The 25,783-nt window shown below is 62.0% G+C and carries 27 protein-coding genes; 18 read left to right on the top strand and 9 right to left on the bottom strand.

All coding sequences use genetic code 11. The features are described from left to right. Nucleotides 1–31 precede the first annotated feature (31 nt). Nucleotides 32–247: a molybdopterin-binding protein gene (locus tag NVB75_RS04380; RefSeq protein ID WP_003217010.1), complete on the bottom strand. Its 216-nt coding sequence runs from the start codon at nt 245–247 to the stop codon at nt 32–34. Between the two features lie 412 nt (nt 248–659). Between NVB75_RS04380 and NVB75_RS04385 the strand changes: the two genes are divergently transcribed. From NVB75_RS04385 to NVB75_RS04395, 3 genes are read left to right on the top strand one after another with little or no spacing between them, the layout of a single operon-like run. Beyond that, the gene (locus NVB75_RS04385; RefSeq protein WP_258346168.1) at nt 660–1,631 is read left to right on the top strand and encodes an aliphatic sulfonate ABC transporter substrate-binding protein; all 972 of its coding nucleotides are present in this window, start codon (nt 660–662) and stop codon (nt 1,629–1,631) included. Nucleotides 1,632–1,641: 10 nt separating this feature from the next. Then, nucleotides 1,642–2,475 (top strand): ABC transporter permease, encoded by an 834-nt coding sequence (locus NVB75_RS04390; RefSeq protein WP_258346169.1) that lies wholly within the window; start codon nt 1,642–1,644, stop codon nt 2,473–2,475. Between the two features lie 2 nt (nt 2,476–2,477). Next, nucleotides 2,478–3,191: an ABC transporter ATP-binding protein gene (locus NVB75_RS04395; protein ID WP_258346170.1), complete on the top strand. Its 714-nt coding sequence runs from the start codon at nt 2,478–2,480 to the stop codon at nt 3,189–3,191. 163 nt (nt 3,192–3,354) lie between these two features. On the opposite strand, the gene NVB75_RS04400 is transcribed toward NVB75_RS04395, so the two are convergent. From NVB75_RS04400 to NVB75_RS04410, 3 genes are all read right to left on the bottom strand, one after another. Then, the gene (locus NVB75_RS04400; protein ID WP_258346171.1) at nt 3,355–4,290 is read right to left on the bottom strand and encodes a FecR domain-containing protein; all 936 of its coding nucleotides are present in this window, start codon (nt 4,288–4,290) and stop codon (nt 3,355–3,357) included. Next, nucleotides 4,287–4,805, bottom strand: coding sequence for a sigma-70 family RNA polymerase sigma factor (locus NVB75_RS04405; RefSeq protein ID WP_258346172.1), 519 nt, complete (start codon nt 4,803–4,805; stop codon nt 4,287–4,289). Before NVB75_RS04405 ends, NVB75_RS04400 begins: the two co-directional genes overlap by 4 nt. A gap of 92 nt (nt 4,806–4,897) precedes the next feature. After that, entirely contained in the window at nt 4,898–5,839 is a 942-nt protein-coding gene (locus NVB75_RS04410; protein WP_076016683.1) for a LysR family transcriptional regulator, read from the bottom strand. Between the two features lie 116 nt (nt 5,840–5,955). On the opposite strand from NVB75_RS04410, the gene NVB75_RS04415 reads away from it, so the two are divergent. From NVB75_RS04415 to NVB75_RS04450, 8 genes are all read left to right on the top strand, one after another. Next, a complete protein-coding gene (locus NVB75_RS04415; RefSeq protein ID WP_258346173.1) occupies nt 5,956–7,251 on the top strand; it encodes an MFS transporter in 1,296 nt (431 codons plus the stop codon). 15 nt (nt 7,252–7,266) lie between these two features. Next, nucleotides 7,267–8,451, top strand: a complete 1,185-nt coding sequence (gene rhmD, locus NVB75_RS04420) for an L-rhamnonate dehydratase (RefSeq protein WP_258346174.1) — start codon at nt 7,267–7,269, stop codon at nt 8,449–8,451. An 11-nt stretch (nt 8,452–8,462) separates the two neighbouring features. Further along, nucleotides 8,463–9,263, top strand: coding sequence for an aldolase/citrate lyase family protein (locus tag NVB75_RS04425; protein ID WP_093197188.1), 801 nt, complete (start codon nt 8,463–8,465; stop codon nt 9,261–9,263). Nucleotides 9,264–9,273: 10 nt separating this feature from the next. Further along, nucleotides 9,274–10,707, top strand: a complete 1,434-nt coding sequence (aldA, locus tag NVB75_RS04430; protein ID WP_258346175.1) for an aldehyde dehydrogenase — start codon at nt 9,274–9,276, stop codon at nt 10,705–10,707. 70 nt (nt 10,708–10,777) lie between these two features. Beyond that, nucleotides 10,778–11,659, top strand: a complete 882-nt coding sequence (locus tag NVB75_RS04435; RefSeq protein WP_258346176.1) for an amidohydrolase — start codon at nt 10,778–10,780, stop codon at nt 11,657–11,659. Further along, the gene (rhaM, locus tag NVB75_RS04440; RefSeq protein WP_008431304.1) at nt 11,659–11,979 is read left to right on the top strand and encodes an L-rhamnose mutarotase; all 321 of its coding nucleotides are present in this window, start codon (nt 11,659–11,661) and stop codon (nt 11,977–11,979) included. Before NVB75_RS04435 ends, rhaM begins: the two co-directional genes overlap by 1 nt. A gap of 40 nt (nt 11,980–12,019) precedes the next feature. Then, complete coding sequence (rhaT, locus tag NVB75_RS04445; protein ID WP_226478197.1) at nt 12,020–13,078, top strand: L-rhamnose/proton symporter RhaT; 1,059 nt, start codon at nt 12,020–12,022, stop codon at nt 13,076–13,078. A gap of 27 nt (nt 13,079–13,105) precedes the next feature. Continuing rightward, entirely contained in the window at nt 13,106–13,876 is a 771-nt protein-coding gene (locus tag NVB75_RS04450; protein ID WP_008431301.1) for an SDR family NAD(P)-dependent oxidoreductase, read from the top strand. An 871-nt stretch (nt 13,877–14,747) separates the two neighbouring features. On the opposite strand, the gene NVB75_RS04455 is transcribed toward NVB75_RS04450, so the two are convergent. Beyond that, nucleotides 14,748–15,359 carry an LpxA family transferase gene (locus tag NVB75_RS04455; protein WP_258346177.1) on the bottom strand — a complete coding sequence of 204 codons (612 nt, stop codon included), beginning with the start codon at nt 15,357–15,359 and terminating at the stop codon, nt 14,748–14,750. 113 nt (nt 15,360–15,472) lie between these two features. Here NVB75_RS04455 and NVB75_RS04460 point away from each other — a divergent pair, with 113 nt between their 5' ends. Together NVB75_RS04460 and NVB75_RS04465 are read left to right on the top strand one after the other, a co-directional pair. Next, the gene (locus tag NVB75_RS04460) at nt 15,473–16,438 is read left to right on the top strand and encodes a threo-3-hydroxy-L-aspartate ammonia-lyase (protein WP_258346178.1); all 966 of its coding nucleotides are present in this window, start codon (nt 15,473–15,475) and stop codon (nt 16,436–16,438) included. After that, entirely contained in the window at nt 16,435–16,812 is a 378-nt protein-coding gene (locus tag NVB75_RS04465; RefSeq protein WP_258346179.1) for a RidA family protein, read from the top strand. Before NVB75_RS04460 ends, NVB75_RS04465 begins: the two co-directional genes overlap by 4 nt. A 1-nt stretch (nt 16,813) precedes the next feature. Here NVB75_RS04465 and NVB75_RS04470 read toward each other — a convergent pair whose 3' ends face one another. Further along, nucleotides 16,814–17,440 (bottom strand): transcriptional regulator, encoded by a 627-nt coding sequence (locus NVB75_RS04470; protein WP_258346180.1) that lies wholly within the window; start codon nt 17,438–17,440, stop codon nt 16,814–16,816. A 1,036-nt stretch (nt 17,441–18,476) separates the two neighbouring features. On the opposite strand from NVB75_RS04470, the gene NVB75_RS04475 reads away from it, so the two are divergent. The 4 genes from NVB75_RS04475 (at nt 18,477) to NVB75_RS04490 (ending at nt 22,608) form a co-directional block, all read left to right on the top strand. Continuing rightward, complete coding sequence (locus NVB75_RS04475; protein ID WP_258346181.1) at nt 18,477–19,880, top strand: sodium:solute symporter family protein; 1,404 nt, start codon at nt 18,477–18,479, stop codon at nt 19,878–19,880. A 37-nt stretch (nt 19,881–19,917) separates the two neighbouring features. Then, nucleotides 19,918–20,835, top strand: a complete 918-nt coding sequence (locus NVB75_RS04480) for a pyridoxal-phosphate dependent enzyme (RefSeq protein WP_258346182.1) — start codon at nt 19,918–19,920, stop codon at nt 20,833–20,835. Nucleotides 20,836–20,959: 124 nt separating this feature from the next. Continuing rightward, the gene (gene ccoN / locus NVB75_RS04485) at nt 20,960–22,387 is read left to right on the top strand and encodes a cytochrome-c oxidase, cbb3-type subunit I (RefSeq protein ID WP_258346183.1); all 1,428 of its coding nucleotides are present in this window, start codon (nt 20,960–20,962) and stop codon (nt 22,385–22,387) included. Continuing rightward, complete coding sequence (locus NVB75_RS04490) at nt 22,387–22,608, top strand: cbb3-type cytochrome c oxidase subunit 3 (protein WP_017480401.1); 222 nt, start codon at nt 22,387–22,389, stop codon at nt 22,606–22,608. Before ccoN ends, NVB75_RS04490 begins: the two co-directional genes overlap by 1 nt. 110 nt (nt 22,609–22,718) lie before the next feature. On the opposite strand, the gene NVB75_RS04495 is transcribed toward NVB75_RS04490, so the two are convergent. Then, nucleotides 22,719–23,213, bottom strand: a complete 495-nt coding sequence (locus NVB75_RS04495) for a hypothetical protein (protein WP_258346184.1) — start codon at nt 23,211–23,213, stop codon at nt 22,719–22,721. A gap of 126 nt (nt 23,214–23,339) precedes the next feature. On the opposite strand from NVB75_RS04495, the gene NVB75_RS04500 reads away from it, so the two are divergent. After that, on the top strand, nt 23,340–24,035 hold the full coding sequence (locus NVB75_RS04500) for an aspartate/glutamate racemase family protein (RefSeq protein ID WP_258346185.1): 696 nt from the start codon (nt 23,340–23,342) through the stop codon (nt 24,033–24,035). On the opposite strand, the gene NVB75_RS04505 is transcribed toward NVB75_RS04500, so the two are convergent. Further along, nucleotides 24,032–24,544 carry a GNAT family N-acetyltransferase gene (locus NVB75_RS04505; protein WP_258346187.1) on the bottom strand — a complete coding sequence of 171 codons (513 nt, stop codon included), beginning with the start codon at nt 24,542–24,544 and terminating at the stop codon, nt 24,032–24,034. The two genes, NVB75_RS04500 and NVB75_RS04505, sit on opposite strands and share 4 nt — an antisense overlap. Before the next feature lie 77 nt (nt 24,545–24,621). Next, nucleotides 24,622–25,767, bottom strand: coding sequence for a glycerate kinase (locus NVB75_RS04510; RefSeq protein ID WP_258346188.1), 1,146 nt, complete (start codon nt 25,765–25,767; stop codon nt 24,622–24,624). Between the last annotated feature and the right edge of the window lie 16 nt (nt 25,768–25,783).

Below are 25,783 nucleotides of genomic sequence, written 5' to 3' on the forward strand. Positions count from 1 at the left end.
CCTTTGGATTGGGTTCACAACTGGATTGCAGTCACAACTTGGCAATAGAGACTTCGGTCGACTTCACAAAGGCAATCACTTCACTGCCCACTTTCAATTCCAGGTCACGCACCGAGCGGGTGGTAATCACCGACGTCACGATCCCCGACGCGGTTTGGACGTCGATCTCGGACACCACTTCGCCGATCAGGATTTCCTTGATCACGCCTTTGAACTGGTTGCGCACGTTGATCGCTTTAATGGTCATGTCGGCTTTCCTTTGGTCTGTTGGGTCAATCCGCACGAATGCGCAGGCACTCAAAGTGCCCTATTCGTGAAACCAACAAAAGGAATATATAACTCTTTATTTATTCCATAAAAACATATGCAAGCTGTTGCACAGCCAACAGTGATTCAACAAAGTGCCCGCCTCCCCACTCCCAACCCCTCCCCCACGTAGCAGCTGTCGAGCCTGAGCGAGGCTGCGTCCGCGGTGTGTCAGACAGACCGCTGACGCAGCCTCGCTTGGGCTCGACAGCTGCTACGTGGGGGTTGCCCGGCGGCACGAAAGACGCTGGCACAGAGACTGCATATTCCTATAACGCATGATGGAACATGCCATATGAATTTTCTGAATATAAGAAAAGCCTTCTCTTTCCCGCCTTGTCCGGAGCTGTTCCATGAAACCCTTCGTCAACACCCTGTTGGGCGCCTGTGCCCTCGCCCTCAGCCTGCAACCGCTCGCTCATGCAGCGGAAACCGACCCTGCGCAAGTCAATCTGGACTACGCCTATTACTCCCCGGTGAGCCTGGTGCTCAAACACTTCGGCTGGCTCGAAGAAGCACTGCCAAACACCAAGGTCGGCTGGGTGTTGAGCCAGGGCAGCAACCGTTCCCTGGAATACCTCAACAGCGGCGGCGTCGACTTCGCCTCGTCCGCCAGCCTGTCGGCGGTGCTCAGCCGGGCCAATGGCAGCCCGATCAAGTCGGTGTATGTGTACAGCCGCGCTGAATGGACCGCACTGGTGGTGCGCAAGGACTCGACGTTCAAGAGCGTCACCGACCTCAAGGGCAAGAAAATCGCCGCCACCAAAGGCACCGACCCGTACCTGTTCACCCTGCGCAGCCTGCAGAAAGCCGGCCTGAGCAAAGACGACGTGGAGTTGGTGCACCTGCAACACCCGGATGGCCGTACCGCCCTGGAGAAAGGTGATGTGGATGCCTGGGCCGGTCTCGATCCGCACATGGCCGCCAGCGAAATCCAGGCGGGCTCGCGCCTGCTGTACCGCAACAAGGACTTCAACAGCTACGGCGTGGTCAGCGTGACCGACAAATACGCAAAGGAGCATCCACAGACCATCGCCAAGGTGCTCGGCGCCTATGAAAAAGCTCGCAACTGGGCGGTCAAGCACCCAGATGAATTCGCCAAGCTGCTGGCCGACGAGTCCGGCCTGCCCCTCGACGTGGCCAAGCTGCAATTGTCCCGTACCGACCTGAGCAGCCCATTGCTCACGGCCCAGGACGTGGTGTCGTCCAAGGCTGCCGCGCCGATTTTGGTGTCGGAAGAACTGGTGCGCCGTGGGGTGAATGTGGATCAGGTGATCGACCAGTTGATCGACCCAAGCTTCGGCCAGGCCTTGCCTCGTCCATAAGGGGAGCGTCATGAGCAGCAAAAGCGAAACCCTGCCCGTCGCGCTTGCGCCCTCCGTCACCGCGCAGCGCAGCGCCTGGCCAAGGCGACTCAAGGGCCTGGCGTTGCCGGTGCTGATCCTGGTGATCCTCGAGGTGGTGGTGCGCATCGGCTGGCTGCCGTCCTACCAGATGCCGGCCCCCAGCGAGATCGCCGTGACCCTCACCGACCTCGCCGAAGGCGCGCTGTGGAAACACATCAGCGCCAGCCTGTTGCGGGTGCTGCTGGGGTTCTCCATTGGTGCCAGCCTGGCGTTGGTGTTTGCCGCCTGGGTCGGCTTGAGCCGCGAAGCCGAGGCGTATCTTGAGCCGACCTTCGCCGGCCTGCGCTCGATCCCGAGCCTGGCCTGGGTGCCGCTGTTGCTGCTGTGGCTGGGCATTGATGAGACCTCGAAGATCGTGCTGATTGCCATCGGCGCGTTCTTCCCGGTGTACCTCAATGGCGTTGCGGCGATACGCGACATCGACCGCAAGCTGGTGGAAGTCGGGCAGATGTATGGCTTCAGCCGTACGCGCCTGGTGCGTCGCATCCTGTTGCCCGCCGCCCTGCCCGGTTTGTTCACCGGCCTGCGCAGCGGCTTGAGCCTGGCGTGGATGTTCCTGGTGGCGGCCGAGTTGATCGCCGCCACCAAGGGCCTGGGTTACCTGCTCAGCGATGGCCGGGAAACCTCGCGGCCTGACATTGTGCTGGCGGCGATCATCGTGCTGGCGCTGCTGGGCAAGGTCAGCGACGGCCTGTTGGCTGCCCTGGAAAAACGCTGCCTGGTCTGGCGCGATACCTTCAACGGCCAAGGTCCGGAGCATTGAACATGAGTGAAGCGCTATTGGATATTCGCGTCGAGCGTAAGAGCTTCGGCGCGACCACCGTACTGGCCAACGTCCACTTGGCCCTGCAACCCCGGGAAGCGGTGAGCTTGCTGGGCCCCAGCGGCTGTGGCAAAAGCACCTTGCTGCGGATCGTCGCCGGGCTGGAAAAGGACTATCAGGGGGAACTGCTGCAAGGCGGTGGTGAGGTCGCTTTTGTCTTCCAGGAGCCGCGCCTGATGCCCTGGCTGACGGTGGAGCAAAACATCGGTTTCAGCGATGACGACGGCTATGACAGGGCCTGGGTTGCGCAGTTGATCGATGAAGTGGGGCTTACAGGATTTGGCCAGGCGTTGCCCAAGGCATTGTCTGGCGGGATGGCGCAACGGGTGGCGATTGCTCGCGGGTTGTATTCAAGGCCGCAAGTGTTGTTGCTGGACGAACCGTTCAGTGCGGTGGATGCGTTTACCCGCATGAAGCTGCAGGATTTGCTGCTGCAATTGGCTGAGCATCATGGAATCGCCCTGCTGCTGGTGACTCACGATGTGGACGAGGCGCTGTACCTGAGTGACCGGGTGTTGGTGATGGATAACCGGCCCAGCAGCATTCGCCAGGAGCTGGCGGTGGAGCTGGTGCATCCGCGGGATCGGCGGGATCCGCTGTTGGCGCGGCTCAAGGCACTGGCGCTGACTGAGCTGCAGCGGGCGCATGTGATCTGAAAGGCACGTGTTGAGGCCGCCCAAAATCAAGAGCTAAAGCGGGCACGGTTCAAATGTGGGAGCGGGCTTGCTCGCGAAGGTCGTCAACGATGACGCGGGCATCCTGATTCAACGCGGCGCTCTCAGGTTCTTCGCGAGCAAGCCCGCTCCCACAAGGATCGCATCAAGCAGCCGATTTACGCGGCGTCAACGTCACCCAATACTGCGTACGGGACTGCACTTGCAGCGGCATCGTCGACGCCAGCAACGCAAGAATGCGATCCGTGTCCGCCAACTGAAAACTCCCCGTGACCCGCAGCGCTTCAAGGCTCGGGTCCCAACGCAGCACACCCGGTCGATACCGCTCCAACTCCCGCAAAAAATCACCCAACAGCTGGTTCTGCGCCGTCAGCACACCGTCGCGCCAACCCAGTTGCAACGCATCAAACGCCACCGCAGCGCCCATCCCGGATTCCTGCAACCGGGCCTGCTGCCCACCTTGCAATGTCGCCATCTGCCCGCGCAGGTCCTGCACCTGCACTACGCCCTTGAGCACCGACACCAAACACCCGGATGACAGCTGCCGCACACACACGTCAGCCTGGCTGACGATCACCTGGCCATAACGCGTCTGCACCGTCAGCACACCGGCCCCCGGCACGGTCAACGCCATCTCCCCTTCCACCAGCGTCACACGGCGCCGGGCCGTATCCACATCCACCGCACTGGCAGTGTTGAGTTGCAGGCTGCTGCCATCCGCCAGCGCCACACGCTTACGTTCGCCAGTGGCGGTGTGCAGGTCGGCGCGCCATGCATCGATCGGCAATTGCCGGCTAAGCAACCACGCGGCCGGCACCAAGGCCGCCACGCCCAACGCACGCTTGAGCACCGCACGCCGCCCCGGTTGCGGGCGATCGAGGCTGGCCATGGCCAATGCCGGAGGCAAGTCGGTAAAACGCTGGCGCAGTAACTGGGCTTTTTGCCAGATCTGTTCGTGTTGAGGATGGCTGTCACGCCACTGCTGCAGGCTGGCATGATCACGCTCGGTGGCGCTGCCGGATTCCAGCAACGCCAGCCACTGTGCCGCCGCACGGGCAAGATCCGGCGCGGTGCGGCTCACAGTTCCACCAGCAGGCAATGCTCATAGGCCTGGGCCATGTAGCGCTTGACCGTACGCTCGGACACCTTCAGCCGCTCGGCAATCTCGCGATAGCCCAGGCCCTCCAGCTGGCTCCAGAGAAACGCGCGGCGCACCACCGGTGGCAAACCATCGAGCAACTCATCCAGGGCTTGCAGGGTTTCCAGCAGCAGCCAGCGCTGTTCCGGTGACGGCACGCAATCCTGCGGCAAGTGCATCAATGCGTTGAGATACGCCTGCTCCAGGCTGCGCCGCTGATGAAAATTCACCAGCAACCGCTTGCCCACCGTCACCAGATACGCCCGGGGTTCCTGCAATTGCGCAATCGGCTGGGCGCTGGCCAGCACCCGCAGGAACGTGTCCTGGCTCAGGTCGGCGGCATCCCACGCGTTGCCCAGACGGCGGCGCAACCAGCTTTCCAGCCAGCTGCGGTGGTCGCGGTACAAGCTGTGAAGACTCGGTTCAGTGAGGTGCGTCGGCAATACAGCATCATTCATGGCAAGTAACCTGCGCGGCGCGAGTCAGTCTCAAATGAGATTCATTCTATTTAATATCCCGCCGGCATACCACGTTCTTTTGCACAGGATGTTTAAAGCATCGCGGCCTTTTGCCTGAGCATGTCGATAAACATCCCCAGTTCGCGACTCACCGGGTCACCCCGGCGCAGCAGCATGCCGAACGGTGCGAGCTGCACCTCCAGCGCCACCGGCAGTGCGACCACCAGGCCCATTTTCAGGTAATCCCGCAGGGCGCTTTCCGAGAGCACCATGATTGCGTCGGTCAGTTGAATCAGTTGCTGCATGGAATACACCGAGCTGCATTCGATGATGTCTGCCGGCTGCGGTAACGCAAGGCGTTGCAGCGCTTCGTCGAAGCCGATGCGCGCCGGGCTGGTTTCCGGTTGCAGGATCCACGGCCAGTCGCTGACCAGCTCCGTCAGCGCCAGGTCATCACGCTGGGCCAGGGGATGGCCGGCGTGCACCACCACCAACAAACGCTCGTTACCCAAGGGTTCGAAGGTGTAATGCTCGCTGTCGGTGGCGGCATTGCGCCGGGCGATGGCCAGGTCGATGCGGCCTTGTTCCAGCAACTGGATCACCTGGTCGCTGGTGTCGCCCATGATGCGAATGCGCAGTTGGGGATTGAGAGTCTTGATCTGGGCAATGGAGTCCATCACCAGGTCCGGGGCCGCGCCCATGATGGTGCCAATCGACAAGTAGCCATAACCGCCCTGTTGACGCGCCATCAGGTCTTCGGCGCAACGGTCGAGGCCACTCAGCGCCGACTCGGCAAAGCGGATCAACTCCTTGCCCAGCGCCGTCGGGCGCATACCCCGGGGCAGGCGCTCGAACAGGTCACAGGCAAACATGTCCTCGATCTCGCGCAACATGCGCGTCGCCGCCGGCTGCGACATGTTCAGGCTTTGGGACGCCCGGTGCAGGTTCTGGCTGGAACTCAAGGCCACCAGCATGTGCAGATGCTTGTAGCGCAGGCGGTTGAACAGGCTTCGGGAGATCAACGGACTACTCATTTTTATCCTTGTTATCGATACCCTGAGGTTATCAGTTGTAAGCGAGATTCGATTTGTAGCGCATGGATTGAGCGCCGTACAGTCCTTCCCATAAGAACAAAACACCGGACTGAACAATGAAGACCCTGCCCGCACCTCTGCTCGCCAAAATTTCCTGGCGGCTACTGCCCTTCCTGCTGTTGATGTACATCATGGCCTTCCTCGACCGCGCCAACGTCGGGTTCGCCAAACAAGCCTTCCAGGCCGACACCGGCCTCAGTGACGCCGCCTTCGCCTTTGGCGCCGGGGTGTTTTTTGTCGGCTATGCGCTGCTGGAAGTGCCGAGCAACCTGATCATGCATCGCGTCGGTGCCCGCCTGTGGATGTGCCGGATCATGGTCAGTTGGGGCCTGGTGTCCGCCGCCATGATGTTTGCCCACAACGAAACCAGCTTCTACGTGTTGCGCTTTCTGCTGGGCGTGGCCGAAGCCGGATTCTTCCCCGGCGTGATCCTCTACCTCACCTACTGGTTCCCCTCCGCCGTGCGCGGCAAGGCCATGGGTTTCTTCTACTTCGGCGCGCCCTTGGCGTTCATCTTCGGCAGCCCGCTGTCCGGCCTGTTGCTGGAGCTGGACGGGTTCTCCGGGTTGCACGGCTGGCAATGGCTGTTCGCGGTGGAAGGCCTGATGGCCACCGCGGTTGGCATTTGGGCCTACTGGTACCTGGACAACCGCCCTGCCGATGCCAAATGGCTGAGCGTTGCAGAGCGCCGCCAGATCCAGGACCTGCTGGACCGCGAAGACCAGCAAAAAACCTCCCACGGCCGCAGCCTGCTCACGGTGTTGTGCCAGCCCAGCGTGCTGTACCTGTGCCTGGTTTACTTGCTGATCCAGGCCAGCGTGTACGGCGTGGTGTTCTATTTGCCCACCCAGGTCGGCGGGCTGCTGGGGACCAAGGTCGGCTTGATGGTGGGCCTGGTCTCGGCGATTCCCTGGGTCTGCGCGCTGTTCGCCGCGTGGTGGATTCCCGGCTACTCCGACCGCACCGGCGAGCGCCGCAAAACCGCATCCCTGACCCTCTTGATGGCCGCCGCCGGAATCGCCTGCTCAGTGACCTTCGCCAACCCGCTGCTGGGCATGCTCGCGCTGTGCTTTGCCGCCTCGGGCTTTATCGCCGTGCAACCGGTGTTCTGGACCTTCCCTTCCAGCTACCTGGCCGGCAGCGCAGCGGCGGCCAGCATTGCCCTGATCAACTCCTTCGGCGCCCTCGGCGGGTTTATCGCCCCGGTGCTGAAGAACTGGGCAGAAACCGCCTTTCACTCCCCTGCAGCCGGCCTTTACCTGCTGTCCGCCACCACCGTACTCGCAGCGTTGCTGGTACTCGGTATCCATTCCCCAGGCCAAAAAGCGACGAACACGCCGGCCACTGTTTAATCAAGGAGTCACACCATGGGCAACCTCACTATCAAGCACGTCCGCGCCTTTGTGCTGCGCGGCGGCGGCGCGGACTACCACGACCAGGCAGACGGCCACTGGATCGACGATCACATCAGTACCCCCATGAGCAAATACCCCGAATACCGCCAGAGCCGCCGCAGTTTCGGGATCAACGTACTCGGCACACTCGTGGTGGAAATCGAGGCCAGCGACGGCACCGTCGGGTTCGCCGTGACCACCGGTGGCGAGCCCGCCGCGTATATCGTCGAGAAGCACCTGGCGCGCTTCCTGGAAGGCGCCCACGTGACCGATATCGAAAAAATCTGGGACCAGATGTACCAGTCCACCCTGTACTACGGCCGCAAGGGCCTGGTGATCAACACGATCTCCGGTGTCGACCTGGCGCTGTGGGACCTGCTCGGCAAGATCCGCCAGGAACCGGTGCACCAGTTGCTCGGCGGCGCGGTGCGTGACGAGTTGCAGTTCTACGCCACCGGCGCCCGCCCCGACCTCGCACAGAAGATGGGCTTTATCGGCGGCAAGATGCCCTTGCACTACAGCCCATCGGAAGGCGAAGAAGGCCTGCGCAAAAACCTCGAGGAACTGGCGACCATGCGCGAGCGGGTCGGCCCGGACTTCTGGCTGATGCTCGATTGCTGGATGAGCCTGGACCTGAACTACGCCACCAAACTGGCGATCGGCGCCCATGAATACGGCCTGAAATGGATTGAAGAAGCGCTGTCGCCCGACGACTACTGGGGCTATGCCGCCCTGCGCAACAACGTGCCCAAAGGCATGTTGGTCACCACCGGCGAACACGAGGCTACCCGTTGGGGCTTTCGCATGCTGCTGGAGATGGGTTGCTGCGACATTATCCAGCCGGATGTGGGCTGGTGCGGCGGCCTCACCGAGCTGGTGAAAATCTCGGCCCTGGCCGACGCCCATAATGCGCTGGTGGTGCCTCACGGCTCGTCGGTCTACAGCTACCACTTCGTCGCCACCCGCCATAACAGCCCGTTCGCCGAGTTCCTGATGATGGCGCCCAAGGCCGATGAGGTGGTGCCGATGTTCCACCCGCAACTGCTCGGTGAGCCGGTGCCGGTGAATGGCCGCATGCGCCTGTCGGTGCTCGACAAGCCCGGGTTTGGCGTGGACCTCAACCCCGATTGCCAACTGCATCGTCCGTATAACCGCTGAGGACTCCTGCCATGAACATGCCCCACAACGCTTTCAAGGCCGCGCTGCGTAAAGACGCCGCGCAATACGGGATCTGGGCCGGCTTCGCCACCGCCTACGCCGCCGAGATCGTCGCCAGCACCGGTTACGACTGGATGCTGATTGACGGCGAACACGCCCCCAACACCGTGCCCAGCGTGCTCAACCAGCTCCAGGCCGTGGCGCCCTACGCCACTGCGCCGGTGGTGCGTGCGGTAAGCAGCGACGCCAACCTGATCAAGCAACTGCTGGACGTGGGTGCGCAAACGCTGATGATCCCGATGGTCGAAACCGCCGAGCAAGCCCAGGCCCTGGTGCGGGCCATGCGTTACCCGCCCCACGGTATTCGTGGCGTAGGCGGCGGCTTGACCCGCGCCACCCGCTGGGACGGCGTGGCCGACTACCTCAATACTGCCCATGAACAGCTGTGCCTGATCGTGCAGGTGGAGTCGCGCCTGGGCGTTGAAAACGTCGCGGCAATTGCGGCGGTGGAAGGCGTGGACGCGGTATTTATCGGCCCCGCCGACCTGTCCATCGGCCTCGGTCACGCTGGCAATCCCGGGCACCCCGAGGTGCAGGAACGCATCCAGCACGCGGTCAACGCCACGCTGGCGGCCGGCAAGGCCTGCGGCATTCTCGCCCCCAACGAAGACGACGCTCGCCGTTATCAAGCCTGGGGCTGCCAGTTCATTGCGGTGGCCATCGACATCAGCTTGCTGCGCCAGGGTGCCATGGCGACCCTGGCCCGCTATCGCCCCGCCGCCGACGCCAAAGCACCGTCACGTACTTACTGAGGAGCCAAGCATGTCATCCGTACCGGTCTACCAGAACTTCATCAACGGCTGCTTTACCTCCAGCGATGCGCACCTGGATGTGTTGAACCCGGCTACCGGCGCCCTGCTGTCGAAGGTCCCGGCGTCCACCTCCGAAGACGTCGACCAAGCCTTGGCTGCCGCACGTCATGCGCAAAAAGACTGGGCGCGCAAACCGGCGATCGAACGCGCCGGTCACTTGCGCCGCATCGCCGCCAAGCTGCGGGAAAACGTCGCCCACCTGGCGCGCACTATTACCCTGGAGCAAGGCAAGGTCAGCGGCCTGGCGGAAGTGGAAGTCAACTTCACCGCCGACTACCTCGACTACATGGCCGAGTGGGCGCGCCGCATTGAAGGCGAGATCATCACCAGTGACCGCCCCAACGAAAACATCTTTCTGTTCCGCAAACCTCTGGGGGTGGTGGCCGGTATCCTGCCGTGGAATTTCCCGTTCTTTTTGATCGCCCGCAAGATGGCCCCGGCGTTGCTCACCGGCAACACCATCGTGATCAAACCCAGCGAAGAAACGCCGAACAACTGCTTCGAGTTCGCCAAACTGGTGGCCGAGACCGACCTGCCGGCCGGGGTATTCAATGTGGTCTGCGGCGATGGCCGCGTCGGTGGCGCCCTCACCGCCCATAAGGGCGTGGACATGATCAGCTTCACCGGCAGCGTCACCACCGGCTCGCGGATCATGGCTGCTGCGGCACCGAATATCACCAAGCTCAACCTGGAGCTGGGCGGCAAGGCGCCTGCCATCGTCCTCGCCGATGCCGACCTGGACCTCGCGGTAAACGCCATTCGCGACTCGCGGATCATCAACAGCGGCCAGGTGTGCAACTGCGCCGAACGGGTGTACGTGGAGCGCAAGGTGGCCGACCAGTTTATCGACCGCATCAGCGCCGCGATGGCCGCCACCCGCTACGGCGACCCCATCGCCCAGGCCGATGTGGAGATGGGCCCGCTGATCAACCGCCAAGGCCTGGACAGCGTCAATCGCAAGGTACGCACCGCCTTGAGCCAGGGTGCATCGCTGGTCACCGGTGGACAGATCGCCGATCTGGGCCAGGGGTTTCACTTCCAGCCGACGGTATTGGCCGGTTGCCACGCCGACATGGAAATCATGCGCGAAGAAATTTTTGGTCCGGTGCTGCCGATCCAGATTGTCGACGACCTGGATGAAGCCATTGCCATGGCCAACGACTGCGACTACGGCCTGACCTCCTCGATCTACACCCGTGACCTGGGCAAGGCGATGCAGGCGGTGCGCGAATTGTCGTTCGGCGAAACCTACGTCAACCGCGAGAACTTCGAGGCGATGCAAGGCTTCCATGCCGGCGTGCGCAAATCCGGAATCGGCGGCGCCGATGGCAAGCACGGCTTGTACGAGTACACCCACACCCATGCGGTGTACCTGCAGGGCTGAGGTGGTGCAACGGGCCCTGGCGCGGTAGCGTGCGGGCCCTTCCCTATCCATTGTTCCGAAGGATTGCGCAATGCTTCTTACCCCTTACAGCGGCCCGATCATCGACAGCCATTTGCACCTGTTCGACCCGCGCCGCCCCCAGGGCATTCCCTGGCCAGAGCCCGGCAACGCGCTGTATGCCGCGCATTTGCCGGCGGACTATTGGGCGCTGGCAGGCGAACATAACGTGATCGGCGCCATTGCCGTTGAAGCCAGCCCGTGGCGCGACGATAACCGCTGGTTGCTGGAGACCTTGCGCAGCGACCCGCGCATGCTCGGTTTCGTCGGCAACCTGGACCCGCTGCACGGCGACTTTTCGGCTGATCTGGATGCCTTGGCCGATGAGCCGCTGTTCCTCGGTTTGCGCTACGGCAACCTGTGGGACCGCGATTTGCTTGAGGACCAGGCGCGCCCCGGATTCATCGATGGCCTGCGCCGGCTTGCTGAATGCGGGCGTGGTCTGGACAGCGCCAACCCCAATCCGCGCCTGATCAAAGGGCTGCTGCACCTGAGCGACGCCTTGCCCGAGCTGCGTATCATCGTCGACCACCTGCCCAATGCCAGCGTGCCCGCCGGTGAAGAATCGGCGTATCACGCTGACCTGATGCGCCTGGCAGAGCGGCCCAATGTGTTCGCCAAACTTGCAGAAATCCCTCAAGTCGGTCCACGTGGATTGATCACCGACCCGGCGTTCTACAACGACCGCCTGGCCGTGCTGTGCGAAGCCTTTGGCGAAGACCGTTGCTTCTTCGGCAGCGACTGGCCCAACAGCGATCACCTGGCCAATTTCGCCGCCACCCTGGGCCTGGTGAAAGCCTGCATGGCGAGTAAATCCGAGGACGTACAGGGCAAGTTCTTCCTGCACAACGCGGTGCGCATCTACAGCCCCACGCCACCCCACGGAGGCCAGTGATGCAGACCCGAGCCTTTCGCATGAACCTCAACCCCGGCCAGCACGCCGAGTACCGTCGACGCCATGACGAGATCTGGCCCGAACTGGCCCAGGCCCTGCGCGATGCCGGGGTGGTGGACTACCGGATCTTCCTCGACGAGGCCAGCAACGCCTTGTTCGCCGTGATGACTCACGAAGACCAGCACGGCCTCGACGCGTTGCCGAGCACCGCGCTGATGCAACGGTGGTGGCAGTACATGCAAGACATCATGCCCAGCCATCCGGACGCCTCGCCCGTCAGCGTGGATTTAATCCCGATGTTCAGCCTCACCCCAGGCTGAAACAGCGTGCTACCACAACAATAAAAAAGGATTCGACTACGTGGAAATCATTCTCTTCGGTGTGATTCTGCACTTCATCGGCGGCTTCGCCTCCGGCAGTTTCTACATCCCTTACAAGAAGGTCCGTGGCTGGGCCTGGGAAAGCTATTGGATCACCGGTGGCCTGGTGTCATGGCTGATCGTGCCGCTGATTGCCGCGCAGCTGACCGTGCCCGGTTGGGTCGACATCCTGCGCCAGGCCGAGAGCAGCACCCTGCTCTGGACCTACCTGTTCGGCGTACTCTGGGGCATCGGCGGGCTGACCTTCGGCCTGACCATGCGCTACCTCGGGCTGTCCCTGGGCATGTCACTGGTACTGGGCCTGACGTCGGCCCTCGGCGCCTTGATGCCGGCGCTGTACCGCGACCTGTTCACCGACGCCACCGAAGGCACCTTGACCTCGATGCTCGCGTCTCAAGGCGGGCATTGGGTGCTGTGGGGTGTAGCGGTTTCACTGGTGGGCATCGCGGTGTGCGGCAAGGCCGGGTTGATCAAGGAACGTGAAGTGCCGGAGGCGGTGAAGTTTGCCAGCATCAGCGAGTTCTCGGTGGCCAAGGGCATGCTGGTGGCGGTGATCTCCGGGGTCTTGAGCGCATGCTTCAGCTACGGCATTTCCGCCGGTCGCCCCTTGGCCGCAGCGGCCGTGGAGCACGGTGCCAATAGCCTGTTCCAGAACAACGTGACCTTCATGGTGATCATGTGGGGTGGCCTGACCACCAACGGCCTCTGGTGCCTGTGGCTGAACTGGCGCAACCGTACGTTCCACAACTACACCGACCGCAGTACGCCACTGCTCGGTAACTACCTGCTGGTGGCGTGTGCCGGCACCCTGTGGTTTCTGCAGTTTTTCTTCTACGGCATGGGCGAAAGCCGCCTGCAGAACGACGCCAGTTCGTGGGTGTTGCACATGTCTTTCATCATCATCGTGTCCAACTGCTGGGGCCTGTATTTCCGCGAATGGCAGGGCACCAGCGCCACCAACAAAGGCGTATTGGTCGCGGGTATCGCGGTGATTCTCGGTGCCATTGCCATGGTCGGTTACGGCAACTATCTCGGCTGAGGCCGTTTTTTTTTCAGGAGTTCACTTATGTTACTTGCAGACAAAACCGTGATTATTACTGGCGCCTCCCGTGGAATCGGCCGCGCCGCCGCCCGGGAATGTGCACGCCAGGGTGCCCGTGTGGTCATCGGCCACAGCGGCAGTGGCCAGGGCACTGAGGCGGCGTTTTCGTTGATCGAGGAAATTAAAGCGTTCGGCGGCCAAGCGGTGGAGGTGGGCGGCGATGCGGCTGATCCGGACACCGGCGACAAACTGGTGGCCGGCGCGCTCAAGGCATTCGGCAGTGTAGATGTGTTCGTCAACAACGCCGGGATCTGTCCGTTCCACTCGTTCCTCGACATGCCGCGCGAGGTGTACCTGAAGACGGTCAACACCAACCTAAACGGCGCCTACTTCGCCGTGCAGGCTGCGGCGAACCAGATGAAAAACCAGGGCAAAGGAGGCGCGATCATCGCCGTCAGTTCCATCAGTGCGTTGGTGGGCGGCGGGATGCAGACGCACTACACGCCGACCAAGGCCGGGCTGCATTCGTTGATGCAGTCCTGTGCGATTGCGCTGGGGCCTTATGGGATTCGCTGTAATTCGGTGTTGCCGGGGACGATTGCTACCGACATCAACAAGGAGGATTTGGCGGATGAGGAGAAGCTGGCGTACATGACTTCGCGCACGCCGCTGGGGCGCCTGGGTGAACCTGACGATGTGGCAGGGCCCATAGTTTTTCTTGCTTCGGATATGGCGCGGTATGTGACCGGGGCTTCGTTGCTGGTGGATGGGGGGTTGTTCGTCAACTTGCAGTAGCTGGTGGGGGCGTATCCGTTATTTGGGGGGTTGGGTGTATATCCGTTGTTTAGGTAACGGCCACTGTTGGTTCCGCTCTTACAGCGGCTCACTTTTGAAGAGCGCAAAAGTAAGCAAAACGCTCTTGCCCCACCACTCGGCACCTCGCCTAGGCTCGGTGTGCCCTCACTCCGGCTTTGGACCGTGGGCCGCCGTCATGGGCCATCCCTGGCCCAGGACGGCTAACCTGGCGTCCTGCCAGGTTACCCACGCTCCAAAGCCTGCGTTCGGCCAGCGTGGTTTAACGGGGCGCCTAAGATCAAGATCAAAAGCAAGAGCAAGAGCACAGCGGCCTCCCGGCCGGCTTGAGTGTTGAAGAGCACAATCAAAAGCTAAAGCGAGCACGGTCCAAAAAATGTGGGAGCGGGCTTGCTCGCGAAGGTCGTTAACGATGACGCGGGCATTCTGGATGAACGCGGCGCTCTCAGGTTTTTCGCGAGCAAGCCCGCTCCCACAGAAAAGCAGCTCTGTTTTCGCTCTGGTCTTTGCTTTTGCTCTTAACACTCAAGCCGGCCGGTAGGCCGCTGTGCTTTGCTTTTGATCTGCTTTTGATTTTGATCTGCGGGCCCCGTCAACCACGATGGCCGCAAGTAGGCACGGTGGAGCGGGTAAATCGGCAGGGAAGCCGATTTAGCCGCGCCGGGCCATGGATGGCCCGTCGCGGCGGCCCGCGGAAGCGGGCCGGAGTGCGGGCATGCCGAGCCTAGGCGAGGCACCGAGTGGTGGGGCAAAGACCTTTTGGTTACTTTTGGGGCGTTTGCCAAAAGTGACCCGCTGTAAGAGCGGAACCATAAGCGGCCGTTACCGAAGAAACGGATATGTACACTCCCGCCTACCCCTCACAATCAAAAACCTCCCCCCGCCTGACCACACTCCCCGCCGCAAGCACCGCCCCCGGTGCCAACACCCCATTGGCACCGACCCGACACTGATCCCCCAGCAACGCGCCAAACTTGTCACACCCAGTACCCTGCAACTGCCCGTCAACGCGCACCTGCACCTGCTTGTCGTCACGCTCGTTCCGGTAATTGGCGACGATGCTCCCAGCCTCCAGATTAACCCCGCGACCCAGCACCGAATCACCGACAAAATTGAAGTGCGCCAACTTGCTGCCGCTGAAAACAAAGGATGTCTTGAGCTCCGCACCAGGCCCAAAAATGCAATATTCATCCACCCAACAACCACCGCGAAGGTAAGCACCGGCGGCGATAAAACAGTGGGCGCCGATGATCAGCGGGGCTTTTAAAACAGCGCCGGCTTCAACTACCGCAGTACGGTGCACCGCAATCTCGTCATGAATTTCATAGTCGTCATCAGAAAGCCCCGCCAGCAACTGACGCACGATGCCAGGCGCTTGGGTGACCAGTTCCCAGGGTGCAAGATCAGCCCAGGGCGCCAGCGGCGAACGGGAAAAGTCAGCGATGTAATCGGTGAGTCGAATCAATGTCGAGCCCTCTACAGATCAGCGAAGCCCGAAACGCTAGCATGAAATGCATCTTTACAGTTTGTATAGATATGGATATTTTATCCAGTCAATACGCTCGAGAGGCCCCTTCCATGCAACTGTCTTCGTACCAAGACGTGATCAACGCCGCCGAACGCCTGGAGGGCTTCGCCAACCACACTCCGGTGTACACCTCTCGTACCCTCGATGCCGAGACCGGCGCCCAGGTGTTTATCAAGTGTGAAAACCTGCAACGCACCGGCTCGTTCAAGTTTCGCGGCGCCTTCAATGCGCTGTCGCGTTTTGATGAACAGCAGCGCAAGGCCGGGGTAGTGGCGTTTTCTTCGGGCAATCACGCGCAAGGCATCGCGCTGGCCGCACGGTTGTTGCAGATGCCGGCAACCATCGTCATGCCCACCGACGCCCCGGCCGCCAAGGTCGCCGCTACCCGGGAATATGGCGCAAGTGTGGTGTTCTACGACCGCATCACCGAAGACCGCGAGCAGATCGGCCGCACCCTGGCTGAGCAACACGGCATGACCTTGATCCCCTCCTACGACCACCCGGACGTGCTGGCCGGCCAGGGCACCGCCGCCAAGGAGCTGCTGGAATTCACCGGCCCGCTGGACGCGCTGTTCGTCGGCCTGGGCGGTGGCGGCATGCTCTCCGGCACGGCGTTGGCGACCCGTGCGCTGTCGCCCGATTGCCTGTTGTACGGGGTCGAGCCCGAAGCCGGGAATGACGGCCAGCGTTCCTTCCAGACCGGCAGCATCGTGCACATCGACACGCCCGCTACCATCGCCGATGGCGCCCAGACCCAGCATCTGGGTAATCACACCTTTCCGATCATTCGCGAGCAGGTCACCGACATCCTCACCGTCTCCGATGCCGAGTTGGTGGGTTCGATGAAGTTCTTCATGCAGCGCATGAAAATGGTCGTGGAACCCACCGGCTGCCTTGGTCTGGCGGCCCTGCGAAGCCTCAAGCATCAGTTCCGGGGCCAACGCGTGGGCATTATCGTGACCGGCGGCAACGTCGACCTCCAAACCTATGCGACGCTGCTGAGCACTCCACAATGAACATCATCCACACCCCCGCAGCCTCGACGCCTGCCGGTCACTACTCCCAGGCCGTGAGTCATCAGGGCACGCTGTACATCTCCGGGCAATTGCCGGTGAGCCCTGGCGGGCGTCATAACCTCGAGGCTTCGTTTGCCGAACAGGCTCAAGTGGCCCTGGACAATCTGTTGGCGATCTTGAAGGCGGCAGGCGGCTCACCTGCAGACCTGGTGAAAGTCACCGTGTATGTGGTGGGCGTGAAGCACTGGCCTGAATTTGACCGTTTGTACGCCGCTGCACTGGGGGATCACCGCCCTGCCCGCGCGGTGGTGCCGGTGCCGGAATTGCACCACGGCTATCTGATTGAAATCGAGGCCGTGGCACAGTCGGCGTAGGTCATTTGGCGTAGGTGTAGACCGCCGCCCGCGAAACCCCAAGGTGCGAGGCGACTGTTTCCATGGCACGCCGGATGTCCATCACGCCCGCCTCTTTCAGCTCTTGCATCAGCAAGCGCCGGTCGGCCGCTTTGAGAGCTCGCGGGGTGGTTGCAAGGCGTGCGGCGAACTGGTCGATACGCGCGCGAATGGCATCCGCGCCGGACGGGTCGAGGGACTCGGCAAGCCGGTCGCCGCTGACCGAGCCGAATTGTTCCAGCATGCCCTGCAGCCCCCGGAACAGCGAGAGGTCGACGTTCATGCACAAGGCCGCCACGTACTTGCCGGTGGAGTCCTTGATGCCGATGGAGGTGCTCTTGACCTGGCGGCCGTCGGCGAACTGGTTCTGGTAATTGGCGATCACCTGTGGGTATTCGGGATCGGCGATCCGCGCCAGGCCCAGCTCGGTAGCCGGGTCACCCGGTTGGCGTCCGGAGAGGTTGTTGTGGATGGCCATGATTGCGTGCTGCGGGTCGCGCAGGTCGTGGAGTACGACCTCGCAAAACGGGCTGAACGTTTTGCTCAGGCCTTCGGCAATTTGTTCGAGTTGGCTGATCAAGGCCGTTTGTTCGGGGGTGTGTTTTTTCATTCAGACAACATATCCAGTAGTGGACAAGCCGTCAATTTGGCTTTTTTGGAGTGGGCGGTGGATATCGCCGACAGCCTTGCTGGGTGTGAGGTTGGTTGGGGGTATATCCGTTATTTGGGTAACGGCGGCTTATGGTTCCGCTCTTACAGCGGCTCACTTTTGAAGAGCGCAAAAGTAAGCAAAACGCTCTTGCCCCACCACTCGGCACCTCGCCTAGGCTCGGTGTGCCCTCACTCCGGCATTGCTCCGCGGGCCGCCGTCATGGGCCATCCCTGGCCCAGGACGGCTAACCTGGCGTCCTGCCAGGTTACCCACGCTCCAAAGCCTGCGTTCGGCCAGCGTGGTTTAACGGGGCGCCTAAGATCAAGATCAAAAGCCAGATCAAAAGCAAGAGCACAGCGGCCTACCGGCCGGCTTGAGTGTTGAAGAGCACAATCAAAAGCTAAAGCGGGCACGGTCCAAAAAATGTGGGAGCGGGCTTGCTCGCGAAGGTCGTTAACGATGACGCGGGCATTCTGGATGAACGCGGCGCTCTCAGGTTTTTCGCGAGCAAGCCCGCTCCCACAGAAAAGCAGATTTGTTTTCGCTCTGGCTTTTGATCTGGCTTTTAACACTCAAGCCGGCCGGGAGGCCGCTGTGCTTTTGCTTTTGATTTTGATCTGACTGCCCCAATAAGCCCGAGGCCGAACGCAGGTATTGCGGAGCGGGTAAACCGGCAGGACGCCGGTTTAGCCGCGCCGGGCCATGGATGGCCCGTCGCGGCGGCCCGCGGAGCAATGCCGGAGTGAGGGAACACCGAGCCTAGGCGAGGTGCCGACAGGCGGGGCAGAGCCCTTTGCTTACTTTGGGGCTTTTCCAAAGTGAGTCGCTGTAAGAGCGAAACCATAGGTGGCCGTTACCTAAATAACGGATATGTACTCACCCCCCCCCATAAATACCCACCAAGTATCAAACCATACCCCCTCGATATTAGACGAAAGCAAACGCGCCAGAGGAAACTACCCACAATTACAAAAATACCTAAAGAGTATAAAAAATGCCCACCCACTCCTCCTGGATCGTGCTGTCCATCACCGGCATCTACATGCTGAGCCTGGCACTGATCAGCTACGGCGTTCGCCGCCACTCCCGCAGCGCCAACAACTACACCACCGGCGGTGGCCACTTCCCGGCGTTCCTGATCGGCTTCCTCATGCTCTCGGAATTTATCGGCACCGCAGTCAGCATCGGCACCGCCCAAACCGGTTTCAAGGTAGGCATCTCCGCCGCATGGAACCTGTTCGCCCTGGCCCTCGGCTTCGTACTCTTCGCCTGGCTACTGGCCCGAAAGTACAAGGACCTGGGCGACAACACCATCTCCGGCGTACTCGCGCGCAACTACGGCCAACGCACCCGCTTCGCCACCTCGATCATCACCATCTTTGCCCTGGAAATCGTCGCCGTCTCGATCTACGCCAGCGGCGGCGCCGTATTGGCCAGCGTGATGCAAGTGGACCGAACCCTGGCGATCGTGATCGTCGGCGTGGTCTCGGTGGCGTACGTCAGCATCGGCGGCATGCGCTCGGTGATCTACACCAACTTCGTCCACGCCGCCTTGAAATACCTGGGCGTCGGCCTGGCCCTGTGGTTTGGCTTGAAGCAAGTGGGCGGTATCGGCCAGTTGCAGGCGCAATTGCCGGCCAGCATGTTTGACTGGACCACCGTCGGCTGGGGCCAGATCGTCGCCTGGATGATCGCCGGTATCGGCTCGATCTTCTCCACCCAATACGTGATCCAGGCGGTGAACACCGTCAGCCATGCAGGCAAGGCCCAACGCGCATGTTTCTACGTGGCGGTGCTGATGGTGCCGTTCGGCATCGGCGCGGCATTGATCGGGATGTGCAGCGCAGTATTGTTCCCCAACGTCGATTCGCTGCAAGCCTTCCCTACCCTGATCGCCAGCATGGACCAACTGACGGCCGGGCTGGTAGTCGCGGGCCTGGCCGGCTCGCTGTTCGGCACCATCTCGGCAGTGAGCATGGGCTCGGCGACGTTGTTGCTGCGGGACTTCTACGAGCCGTGGTTCAACCCGGAAAAAAGCGACGCCAAGTCCCTACGCTTCGTGCGCCTGGCGACCATCGCCGTCGGCCTGTTGCCGATTGCCCTGGCGCTGACGTCGGACAAGGTGCTGATGATCGCCTTCCTCGGCAAGGCGTTGCGCGCCTCCCTGGCGGTGCTGGTGTTGATGGTGTTCTACGCGCCGAAATTCGGCACGGCGGCCGGTGCGTTCCTGAGCATCATTGCCTCGTTGCTCGCGACCGTGGGCTGGTTCCTCGCCGGTAATCCGTGGGGCATCGACAACGCTTACATCGCCTTGTTTACGCCGCTGATCATCATGGGCATCAGCCATGTGACACGCCGCAAGACACCGGCCGAACCGCTGGTGGCAGTCACAAGCTGAGGTAGGATGGCAGCCCAACCAATAAGGAAGTTGTGAAATGCTGCCGATCCGCACCCCATTGATCCTGCACCCCGGCTTGTCCACCGCTACCCGCCGCATCTGGCTGAAGCTGGAGAACCTGCAACCCTGCGGCTCGTTCAAGTTGCGCGGGATGACCACGCTGTGTGCCTACGCGGCCAGCCAGGGCAAGACCACGGTAGTGTGCCCCTCCGGCGGCAATGCCGGGCTGGCGACGGCTTTTGCAGCGCGGGGCCTGGGATTGCAGGCGCGGATCGTGGTGCCGACCACCACCCCCGAAGCGACCCGCGCGCGCATCCGCCAGGCCGGGGCCGAGGTGGTGGTGCACGGTGATCTGTGGGATCAATCCAACGAGCTGGCGCTGCAACTTTCCGAAGCACCGGACGCGCTGTACGTGCCGGCCTTTGATCACCCGCTGTTGTGGGAAGGTCACAGCCGCATGATCGATGAAATTCTTGAGGACTGCCCTCAGGTGGGCGCCATCGTGACCTCCGTGGGTGGCGGTGGATTGCTTGCGGGCGTACTGACGGGGCTGGAGCGCCATGGTCGGTTCGACTGCAAGGTGATTGCCTGTGAAACGGCAGGCGCAGCGTCGTTTGCTGCGGCTGTGGAGGCTGGAAAACCAGTACGCCTGGCGAAGATCGATACCGTGGCCAAGTCGTTGGCGGCGACCCAGGTGGCGGCTTGGCCGGTTGAGCACATCGGCAGGTTTGCCCATCAGTGCGTGGTGTTGAGTGATGCCGAGGCGATGATGGGGGTGGCGCGCTATGCCGATGATTTAAGGCAGTTGGTGGAACCGGCATGTGGGGTTTCGTTGGCGGTGGCTTATCTGGAGCATGGGGCGATTGCCGGGGTTGAGGATGTGGTGGTGATTGTGTGTGGCGGGGTGAGTATCAGCGCGGAATCCGTCGGGCAGTGGCAGAAAGCGATTTCTTGACGGGGTAACCGGCGAAAAACGCAGGTGAGTGGCTGATCCGTATTAATGACCCGGGTCTGAGTCTGTATTGTTCTGCCCATACTTCCTACAGTGCCGCCCACTTGGAACCGTGGGAGGACTAAGCATGCAACCACCATCAACCGCACAGGCCTACAACTACAAGGTCGTGCGTCAATTCGTCATTGCAACCATCGTTTGGGGCGTGGTCGGCATGGCCATGGGCGTGTGGATCGCCTCGCAACTGGTCTGGCCGGAAATGAACCTCGACCTGCCTTGGACCACCTTCGGCCGCCTGCGCCCGCTGCACACCAGCCTGGTGATTTTCGGCTTTGCCGGCAGCGCGCAATTCGCCGCCAGCTACTACGCAGTACAGCGCACCTGCCAGGTGCGGCTGTACTCGGACCAGCTCGCCGCCTTCACCTTCTGGGGCTGGCAGTCGGTGATCGTGATCATGTTGGTCAGCCTGCCCCTGGGCTACACCACCACCAAGGAATACGCCGAAATCGAGTTCACCGGCGCCGTGTGGATGACGGTGGTCTGGGTCGCCTATGCCATCGTGTTTTTCACCACCGTGGTGCAGCGCAAGACCCAGCATATCTACGTCGGCAACTGGTTCTTCGGGGCGTTTATCGTAGTGATCGCGATGCTGCACGTGGTCAATCACCTGTCGATCCCGGTGGACTGGTTCAAGTCCTATCCGGTGTACTCCGGCGCCACCGACGCCATGGTGCAGTGGTGGTACGGGCACAACGCGGTCGGCTTTTTTCTGACCACCGGCTTCCTGGGGATGATGTATTACTTCGTGCCCAAGCAAGTCGGGCGGCCGGTGTATTCCTATCGCCTGTCCATCGTGCACTTCTGGGCGTTGATCACCTTGTACATCTGGGCCGGCCCGCACCACTTGCACTACACCGCCCTGCCGGACTGGGCGCAGTCCCTGGGCATGGCGATGTCGCTGATCCTGCTGGCGCCGAGCTGGGGCGGGATGATCAACGGCATGATGACGCTCTCCGGGGCCTGGCATAAATTGCGCACCGACCCGATCCTGCGTTTCCTGGTGCTGTCGCTGGCGTTCTACGGGATGTCGACGTTTGAAGGGCCGATGATGGCGATCAAGACCGTCAACGCCCTGTCCCACTACACCGACTGGACCATCGGCCACGTCCACGCCGGCGCCCTGGGCTGGGTGGCGATGATCACGTTTGGCTCGCTGTACCACATGATCCCGAAAATCTTCGGGCGCGCGCAGATGCACAGCGTGGGGCTGATCAATATGCACTTCTGGCTGGCAACCATTGGCACGGTGCTGTACATCGCGTCGATGTGGGTCAACGGCATCACGCAGGGCTTGATGTGGCGCGCGGTGAACGATGACGGCACCCTCACCTATTCCTTTGTGGAAGCCTTGCAGGCCAGCCATCCGGGGTTTGTGGTGCGTTTTGTCGGCGGGGTGTTCTTCCTCAGCGGTATGTTGCTGATGGCGTACAACACCTGGCGCACGGTGCGCGTGGCGGACCTGAAGGTGGCGCAGCTTGACGCGCAGATCGCCTGATGTGGGAGATAGCGCTGAACCTGGCAGCGGTGATCGGCCTGTATGGTGCAGTGGAATATTGCTTGCGGGGCCAGTCGAAGGAAAGCCTGGATGAGGCGAGCCTGATGCCGTTTGCCGATGACCCGGAGGTGGCGCGAAGGGTGGAGTTGGCAACGGGCAAGCGGGTCAACGCGGTGGCGCCTGAGGAAACAAAGCAGGACTGGGGCAATATAGAGATCTGATTGTGGGAGCGGGCTTGCTCGCGAATGCGGTGGTTCAGTCAACATATACAGCGACTGACACACCGCTTTCGCGAGCAAGCCCGCTCCCACACAAGCACCACATTGAGCGACTAGCCGCGTTCGCGGGGAATCAGGCTCTGCAACTGCAACGCCAGGAAGTTGGCATCGAAGCCAAAGGTGTCCGGGTCTTTCAGGCCGTTGGTTTTCTTCCACAACCAGTCGTTTTTCCCTGGCAGCAACACCAGGGAAATGCTGCCGTAGCGGGCAGCGGTCAAGCCCATCACCGACAACGAAATCAAACCGCCGGCGCCCATCACATCCGGCACGAACTCCACCGGTTTGCCGGCGATATGGATGGTCAGTTTCTCGGTCTTGAAGGTGGAGGTCTCTACCGGCACGCTGGGGCCGGAAGCCACGTACGCTTCGCGCTGCACTTCCAGCAAGCCGACGGTCTTCACCGGTTCCAGCCACTGCTCGATCTGGTCGAACAACTCGCCGATCTTCTGCGCCCAATGGGCCGACTGCACTTCGAACTGCTGCTTCTTGTGGGCTTCGCTGTCGGCGTAATGACGCAGCATCTCGCCCAGTTGTTGTACATCGTCCATTGCCGTGTTCCTTGGGTGACCCATGTTGCGAGCCTTGATCATGGCAGATGCCGCACGCTGGCGTATGACTAAAGCGCGGCGCTTGGGTAATGTGGTGCCCTCGCCCGTCCAATTCAGGAGCATCGCATGCGCACCATCGGCCTTATCGGCGGCATGAGCTGGGAGTCCAGCGCCGAGTATTACCGCATCATCAACCAAAGTGTGCGCGACCAGCTCGGCCCCCTGCGTTCGGCACAACTGTTGATGTACAGCGTCGACTTCGGCCCGGTGGAGCAGGCCCAGCACGCCGGGCGCTGGGATGACGCGGCGCTGATCCTCGAAGACGCCGCTCGCCGCCTGCAAGCCGGTGGCGCCGAATGCATCGTGCTGTGTACCAACACCATGCACCTGGTGGCGCCGCGCATTGAAGCGGCAGTGTCGATACCGTTTCTGCATATTGCAGACGCCGCTGGCGCAGCGGCCGTGGAGGCCGGCACCCTGACCGTGGGCCTGCTGGGCACCGCATTTACCATGGAGCAGGAGTTTCTCAAGTCGCGCCTGGCCGCCCAAGGGCTGACCGTGCTGGTACCGGACGCGGAAGAGCGCCAGGCCGTGCACCGGATCATCTATGAAGAGTTGTGTGTCGGGGTGATCAGCGACGCATCGCGTGAGGTGTACCAACGGGTGATCGAGTCCCTGGCGACGCGTGGCGCCCAGGCCATCATCCTTGGCTGCACGGAAATCAGTCTGTTGATCAAGCCGCAGCACAGCGACCTGCCACTGCTGGACACCACCGAGCTGCATGCGCAGGCTGCGGTGGCGTTTGCCTTGCAGGACGACTAGGCAGGCTGGCGGATGCGCGCCATGGTCAGGGTGTCGACGAATGCGCCGTCACGCACGGCGTAATCCCGCAGCCGGCCTTCGGTCTCGAAGCCGAACTTGTGGTACAGGCGGTGGGCGGCTTCGTTGTCGGCATACACCGTCAGTTCCACCCGGTGCAGGTTCATCCAGTTATCCGCCACCTCCAGCGCCGCACTCAGCAGCCGGGAGCCCACGCCCTTGCCCTGCCAAGCGGTGGCCACGCCCATGCCGAATGAGCCGACATGGCTGCGGCGCACACGGGAATATTGCTCAAGCCCCAGGTTGCCGATCACCTCACCCGCATGCACGGCCACCAGTTGTAGCCGCCGTTCATCCCCGGGTGCCAGGCGTGCGCGCCAGGCTTCAACCGATTGGAAAGGCATTTGCAGCACCTGACGGCAGACAGCCGGATCGTTGTAGAGCGCAGTGACGCCTTCAAGGTGGGCCTCGGTGAAGCGCGTGATCACGATTTTGGGTTCAGGTGTGTGCATGGTGTTTCATCCTTTGAAAACACATGGCGGGCCAGTGTAGGCGGCAAAGCCTCAGAATGGCGAGCCCAGCACCGCAATTACCGGGGCCGCGCAGCAACCAGTTTCCAAACCCGGGCGATGTCCGACGCACGCTCGCGCAACAGGCGCGGCGCCTCGCTGCAGGCCTGTTCCAGGGTAGTCGGGCCGGACGGCAAGGCGAACGCGGCATCCACACCGTGGGCGTACATCTGCTCATAGCCATCACCCAGGGTGCCGGCGATCACGATCACCGGCACGTTGTGCTGCCTGGCGATCCGCGCCACTCCAAACGGGGTCTTGCCGCGCAGGGTCTGGGCGTCGAACCTGCCTTCGCCGGTGATCACCAGGTCGGCGCCACGCACGGCTTGCTCAAGCCCAACAAGCTCTGCGACCACTTCAACACCCGCACGAAACTGTGCGCCAAGGAACGCCTTGGCGGCAAAACCCAAGCCACCGGCGGCGCCGCTGCCGGGTTCGTCGCGTACATCTTTGGGCAAGACCTTGGCGCAGTGATCGGCGAAATGGCCGAGGGCGGCATCCAGTTGCTCGACTTGCTGGGGATTGGCGCCTTTTTGCGGGCCGAAAATCGCCGAGGCACCGTGGGGGCCGCACAGTGGGTTGTTCACGTCGGCGGCAATTTCGAAGCGCACCTGGGCCAGGCGTGGGTCCAGTTGCTCAAGGCTGATGCGCGACAGCTTGGCCAGCGCCAGGCCGCCGAGAGGCAATGCTGCACCCTGGGCATCAAACAGCTGCACACCCAGGGCGAGCATCGCCCCGGCGCCGCCGTCGTTGGTGGCGCTGCCGCCGATGGCCAGGATGATGCGTTGGGCGCCCGCATCCAGGGCGGCACGAATCAGTTCGCCGGTACCGAAGGTGCTGCTGGAACACGCATCACGTTTCCCCGGCGGCACCCGTTGCAGACCGCTGGCTTCCGCCATTTCGATGATTGCGGTGTGGCTCTCGGCCAACCAGCCCCAATGTGCGTCGATGCTGCCGCCCAACGGCCCTTGCACACGGGTGGTGCGCAACTCGCCCTGGCAGGCGGCGAGTACCGACTCCACCGTGCCCTCACCACCGTCCGCCATCGGGCACTTGATCAGCTCGGCGTCGGGCCACACGCTGGCCAACCCCTCGGCAATGGCATTCGCCACGCCTTCAGCACTCAGGCTGTCCTTGAACGAGTCGGGGGCGATGATGATTTTCATGGGCTTTCTCCGGTTT

Source organism: Pseudomonas sp. CBS, assembly GCF_024734645.1.
GTDB lineage: Bacteria > Pseudomonadota > Gammaproteobacteria > Pseudomonadales > Pseudomonadaceae > Aquipseudomonas.

Excerpts from the sequence above, each read along its gene's own strand:
- NVB75_RS04380 (WP_003217010.1), bottom strand. The coding sequence starts at position 247 with ATGACCATTAAAGCGATCAACGTGCGCAACCAGTTCAAAGGCGTGATC.
- NVB75_RS04385 (WP_258346168.1), top strand. The coding sequence starts at position 660 with ATGAAACCCTTCGTCAACACCCTGTTGGGCGCCTGTGCCCTCGCCCTC.
- NVB75_RS04390 (WP_258346169.1), top strand. The coding sequence starts at position 1,642 with ATGAGCAGCAAAAGCGAAACCCTGCCCGTCGCGCTTGCGCCCTCCGTC.
- NVB75_RS04395 (WP_258346170.1), top strand. The coding sequence starts at position 2,478 with ATGAGTGAAGCGCTATTGGATATTCGCGTCGAGCGTAAGAGCTTCGGC.
- NVB75_RS04405 (WP_258346172.1), bottom strand. The coding sequence starts at position 4,805 with ATGAATGATGCTGTATTGCCGACGCACCTCACTGAACCGAGTCTTCAC.
- NVB75_RS04410 (WP_076016683.1), bottom strand. The coding sequence starts at position 5,839 with ATGAGTAGTCCGTTGATCTCCCGAAGCCTGTTCAACCGCCTGCGCTAC.
- NVB75_RS04415 (WP_258346173.1), top strand. The coding sequence starts at position 5,956 with ATGAAGACCCTGCCCGCACCTCTGCTCGCCAAAATTTCCTGGCGGCTA.
- rhmD (WP_258346174.1), top strand. The coding sequence starts at position 7,267 with ATGGGCAACCTCACTATCAAGCACGTCCGCGCCTTTGTGCTGCGCGGC.
- NVB75_RS04425 (WP_093197188.1), top strand. The coding sequence starts at position 8,463 with ATGAACATGCCCCACAACGCTTTCAAGGCCGCGCTGCGTAAAGACGCC.
- aldA (WP_258346175.1), top strand. The coding sequence starts at position 9,274 with ATGTCATCCGTACCGGTCTACCAGAACTTCATCAACGGCTGCTTTACC.
- NVB75_RS04435 (WP_258346176.1), top strand. The coding sequence starts at position 10,778 with ATGCTTCTTACCCCTTACAGCGGCCCGATCATCGACAGCCATTTGCAC.
- rhaM (WP_008431304.1), top strand. The coding sequence starts at position 11,659 with ATGCAGACCCGAGCCTTTCGCATGAACCTCAACCCCGGCCAGCACGCC.
- NVB75_RS04450 (WP_008431301.1), top strand. The coding sequence starts at position 13,106 with ATGTTACTTGCAGACAAAACCGTGATTATTACTGGCGCCTCCCGTGGA.
- NVB75_RS04460 (WP_258346178.1), top strand. The coding sequence starts at position 15,473 with ATGCAACTGTCTTCGTACCAAGACGTGATCAACGCCGCCGAACGCCTG.
- NVB75_RS04465 (WP_258346179.1), top strand. The coding sequence starts at position 16,435 with ATGAACATCATCCACACCCCCGCAGCCTCGACGCCTGCCGGTCACTAC.
- NVB75_RS04470 (WP_258346180.1), bottom strand. The coding sequence starts at position 17,440 with ATGAAAAAACACACCCCCGAACAAACGGCCTTGATCAGCCAACTCGAA.
- NVB75_RS04475 (WP_258346181.1), top strand. The coding sequence starts at position 18,477 with ATGCCCACCCACTCCTCCTGGATCGTGCTGTCCATCACCGGCATCTAC.
- NVB75_RS04480 (WP_258346182.1), top strand. The coding sequence starts at position 19,918 with ATGCTGCCGATCCGCACCCCATTGATCCTGCACCCCGGCTTGTCCACC.
- ccoN (WP_258346183.1), top strand. The coding sequence starts at position 20,960 with ATGCAACCACCATCAACCGCACAGGCCTACAACTACAAGGTCGTGCGT.
- NVB75_RS04490 (WP_017480401.1), top strand. The coding sequence starts at position 22,387 with ATGTGGGAGATAGCGCTGAACCTGGCAGCGGTGATCGGCCTGTATGGT.
- NVB75_RS04495 (WP_258346184.1), bottom strand. The coding sequence starts at position 23,213 with ATGGACGATGTACAACAACTGGGCGAGATGCTGCGTCATTACGCCGAC.
- NVB75_RS04500 (WP_258346185.1), top strand. The coding sequence starts at position 23,340 with ATGCGCACCATCGGCCTTATCGGCGGCATGAGCTGGGAGTCCAGCGCC.
- NVB75_RS04505 (WP_258346187.1), bottom strand. The coding sequence starts at position 24,544 with ATGCACACACCTGAACCCAAAATCGTGATCACGCGCTTCACCGAGGCC.
- NVB75_RS04510 (WP_258346188.1), bottom strand. The coding sequence starts at position 25,767 with ATGAAAATCATCATCGCCCCCGACTCGTTCAAGGACAGCCTGAGTGCT.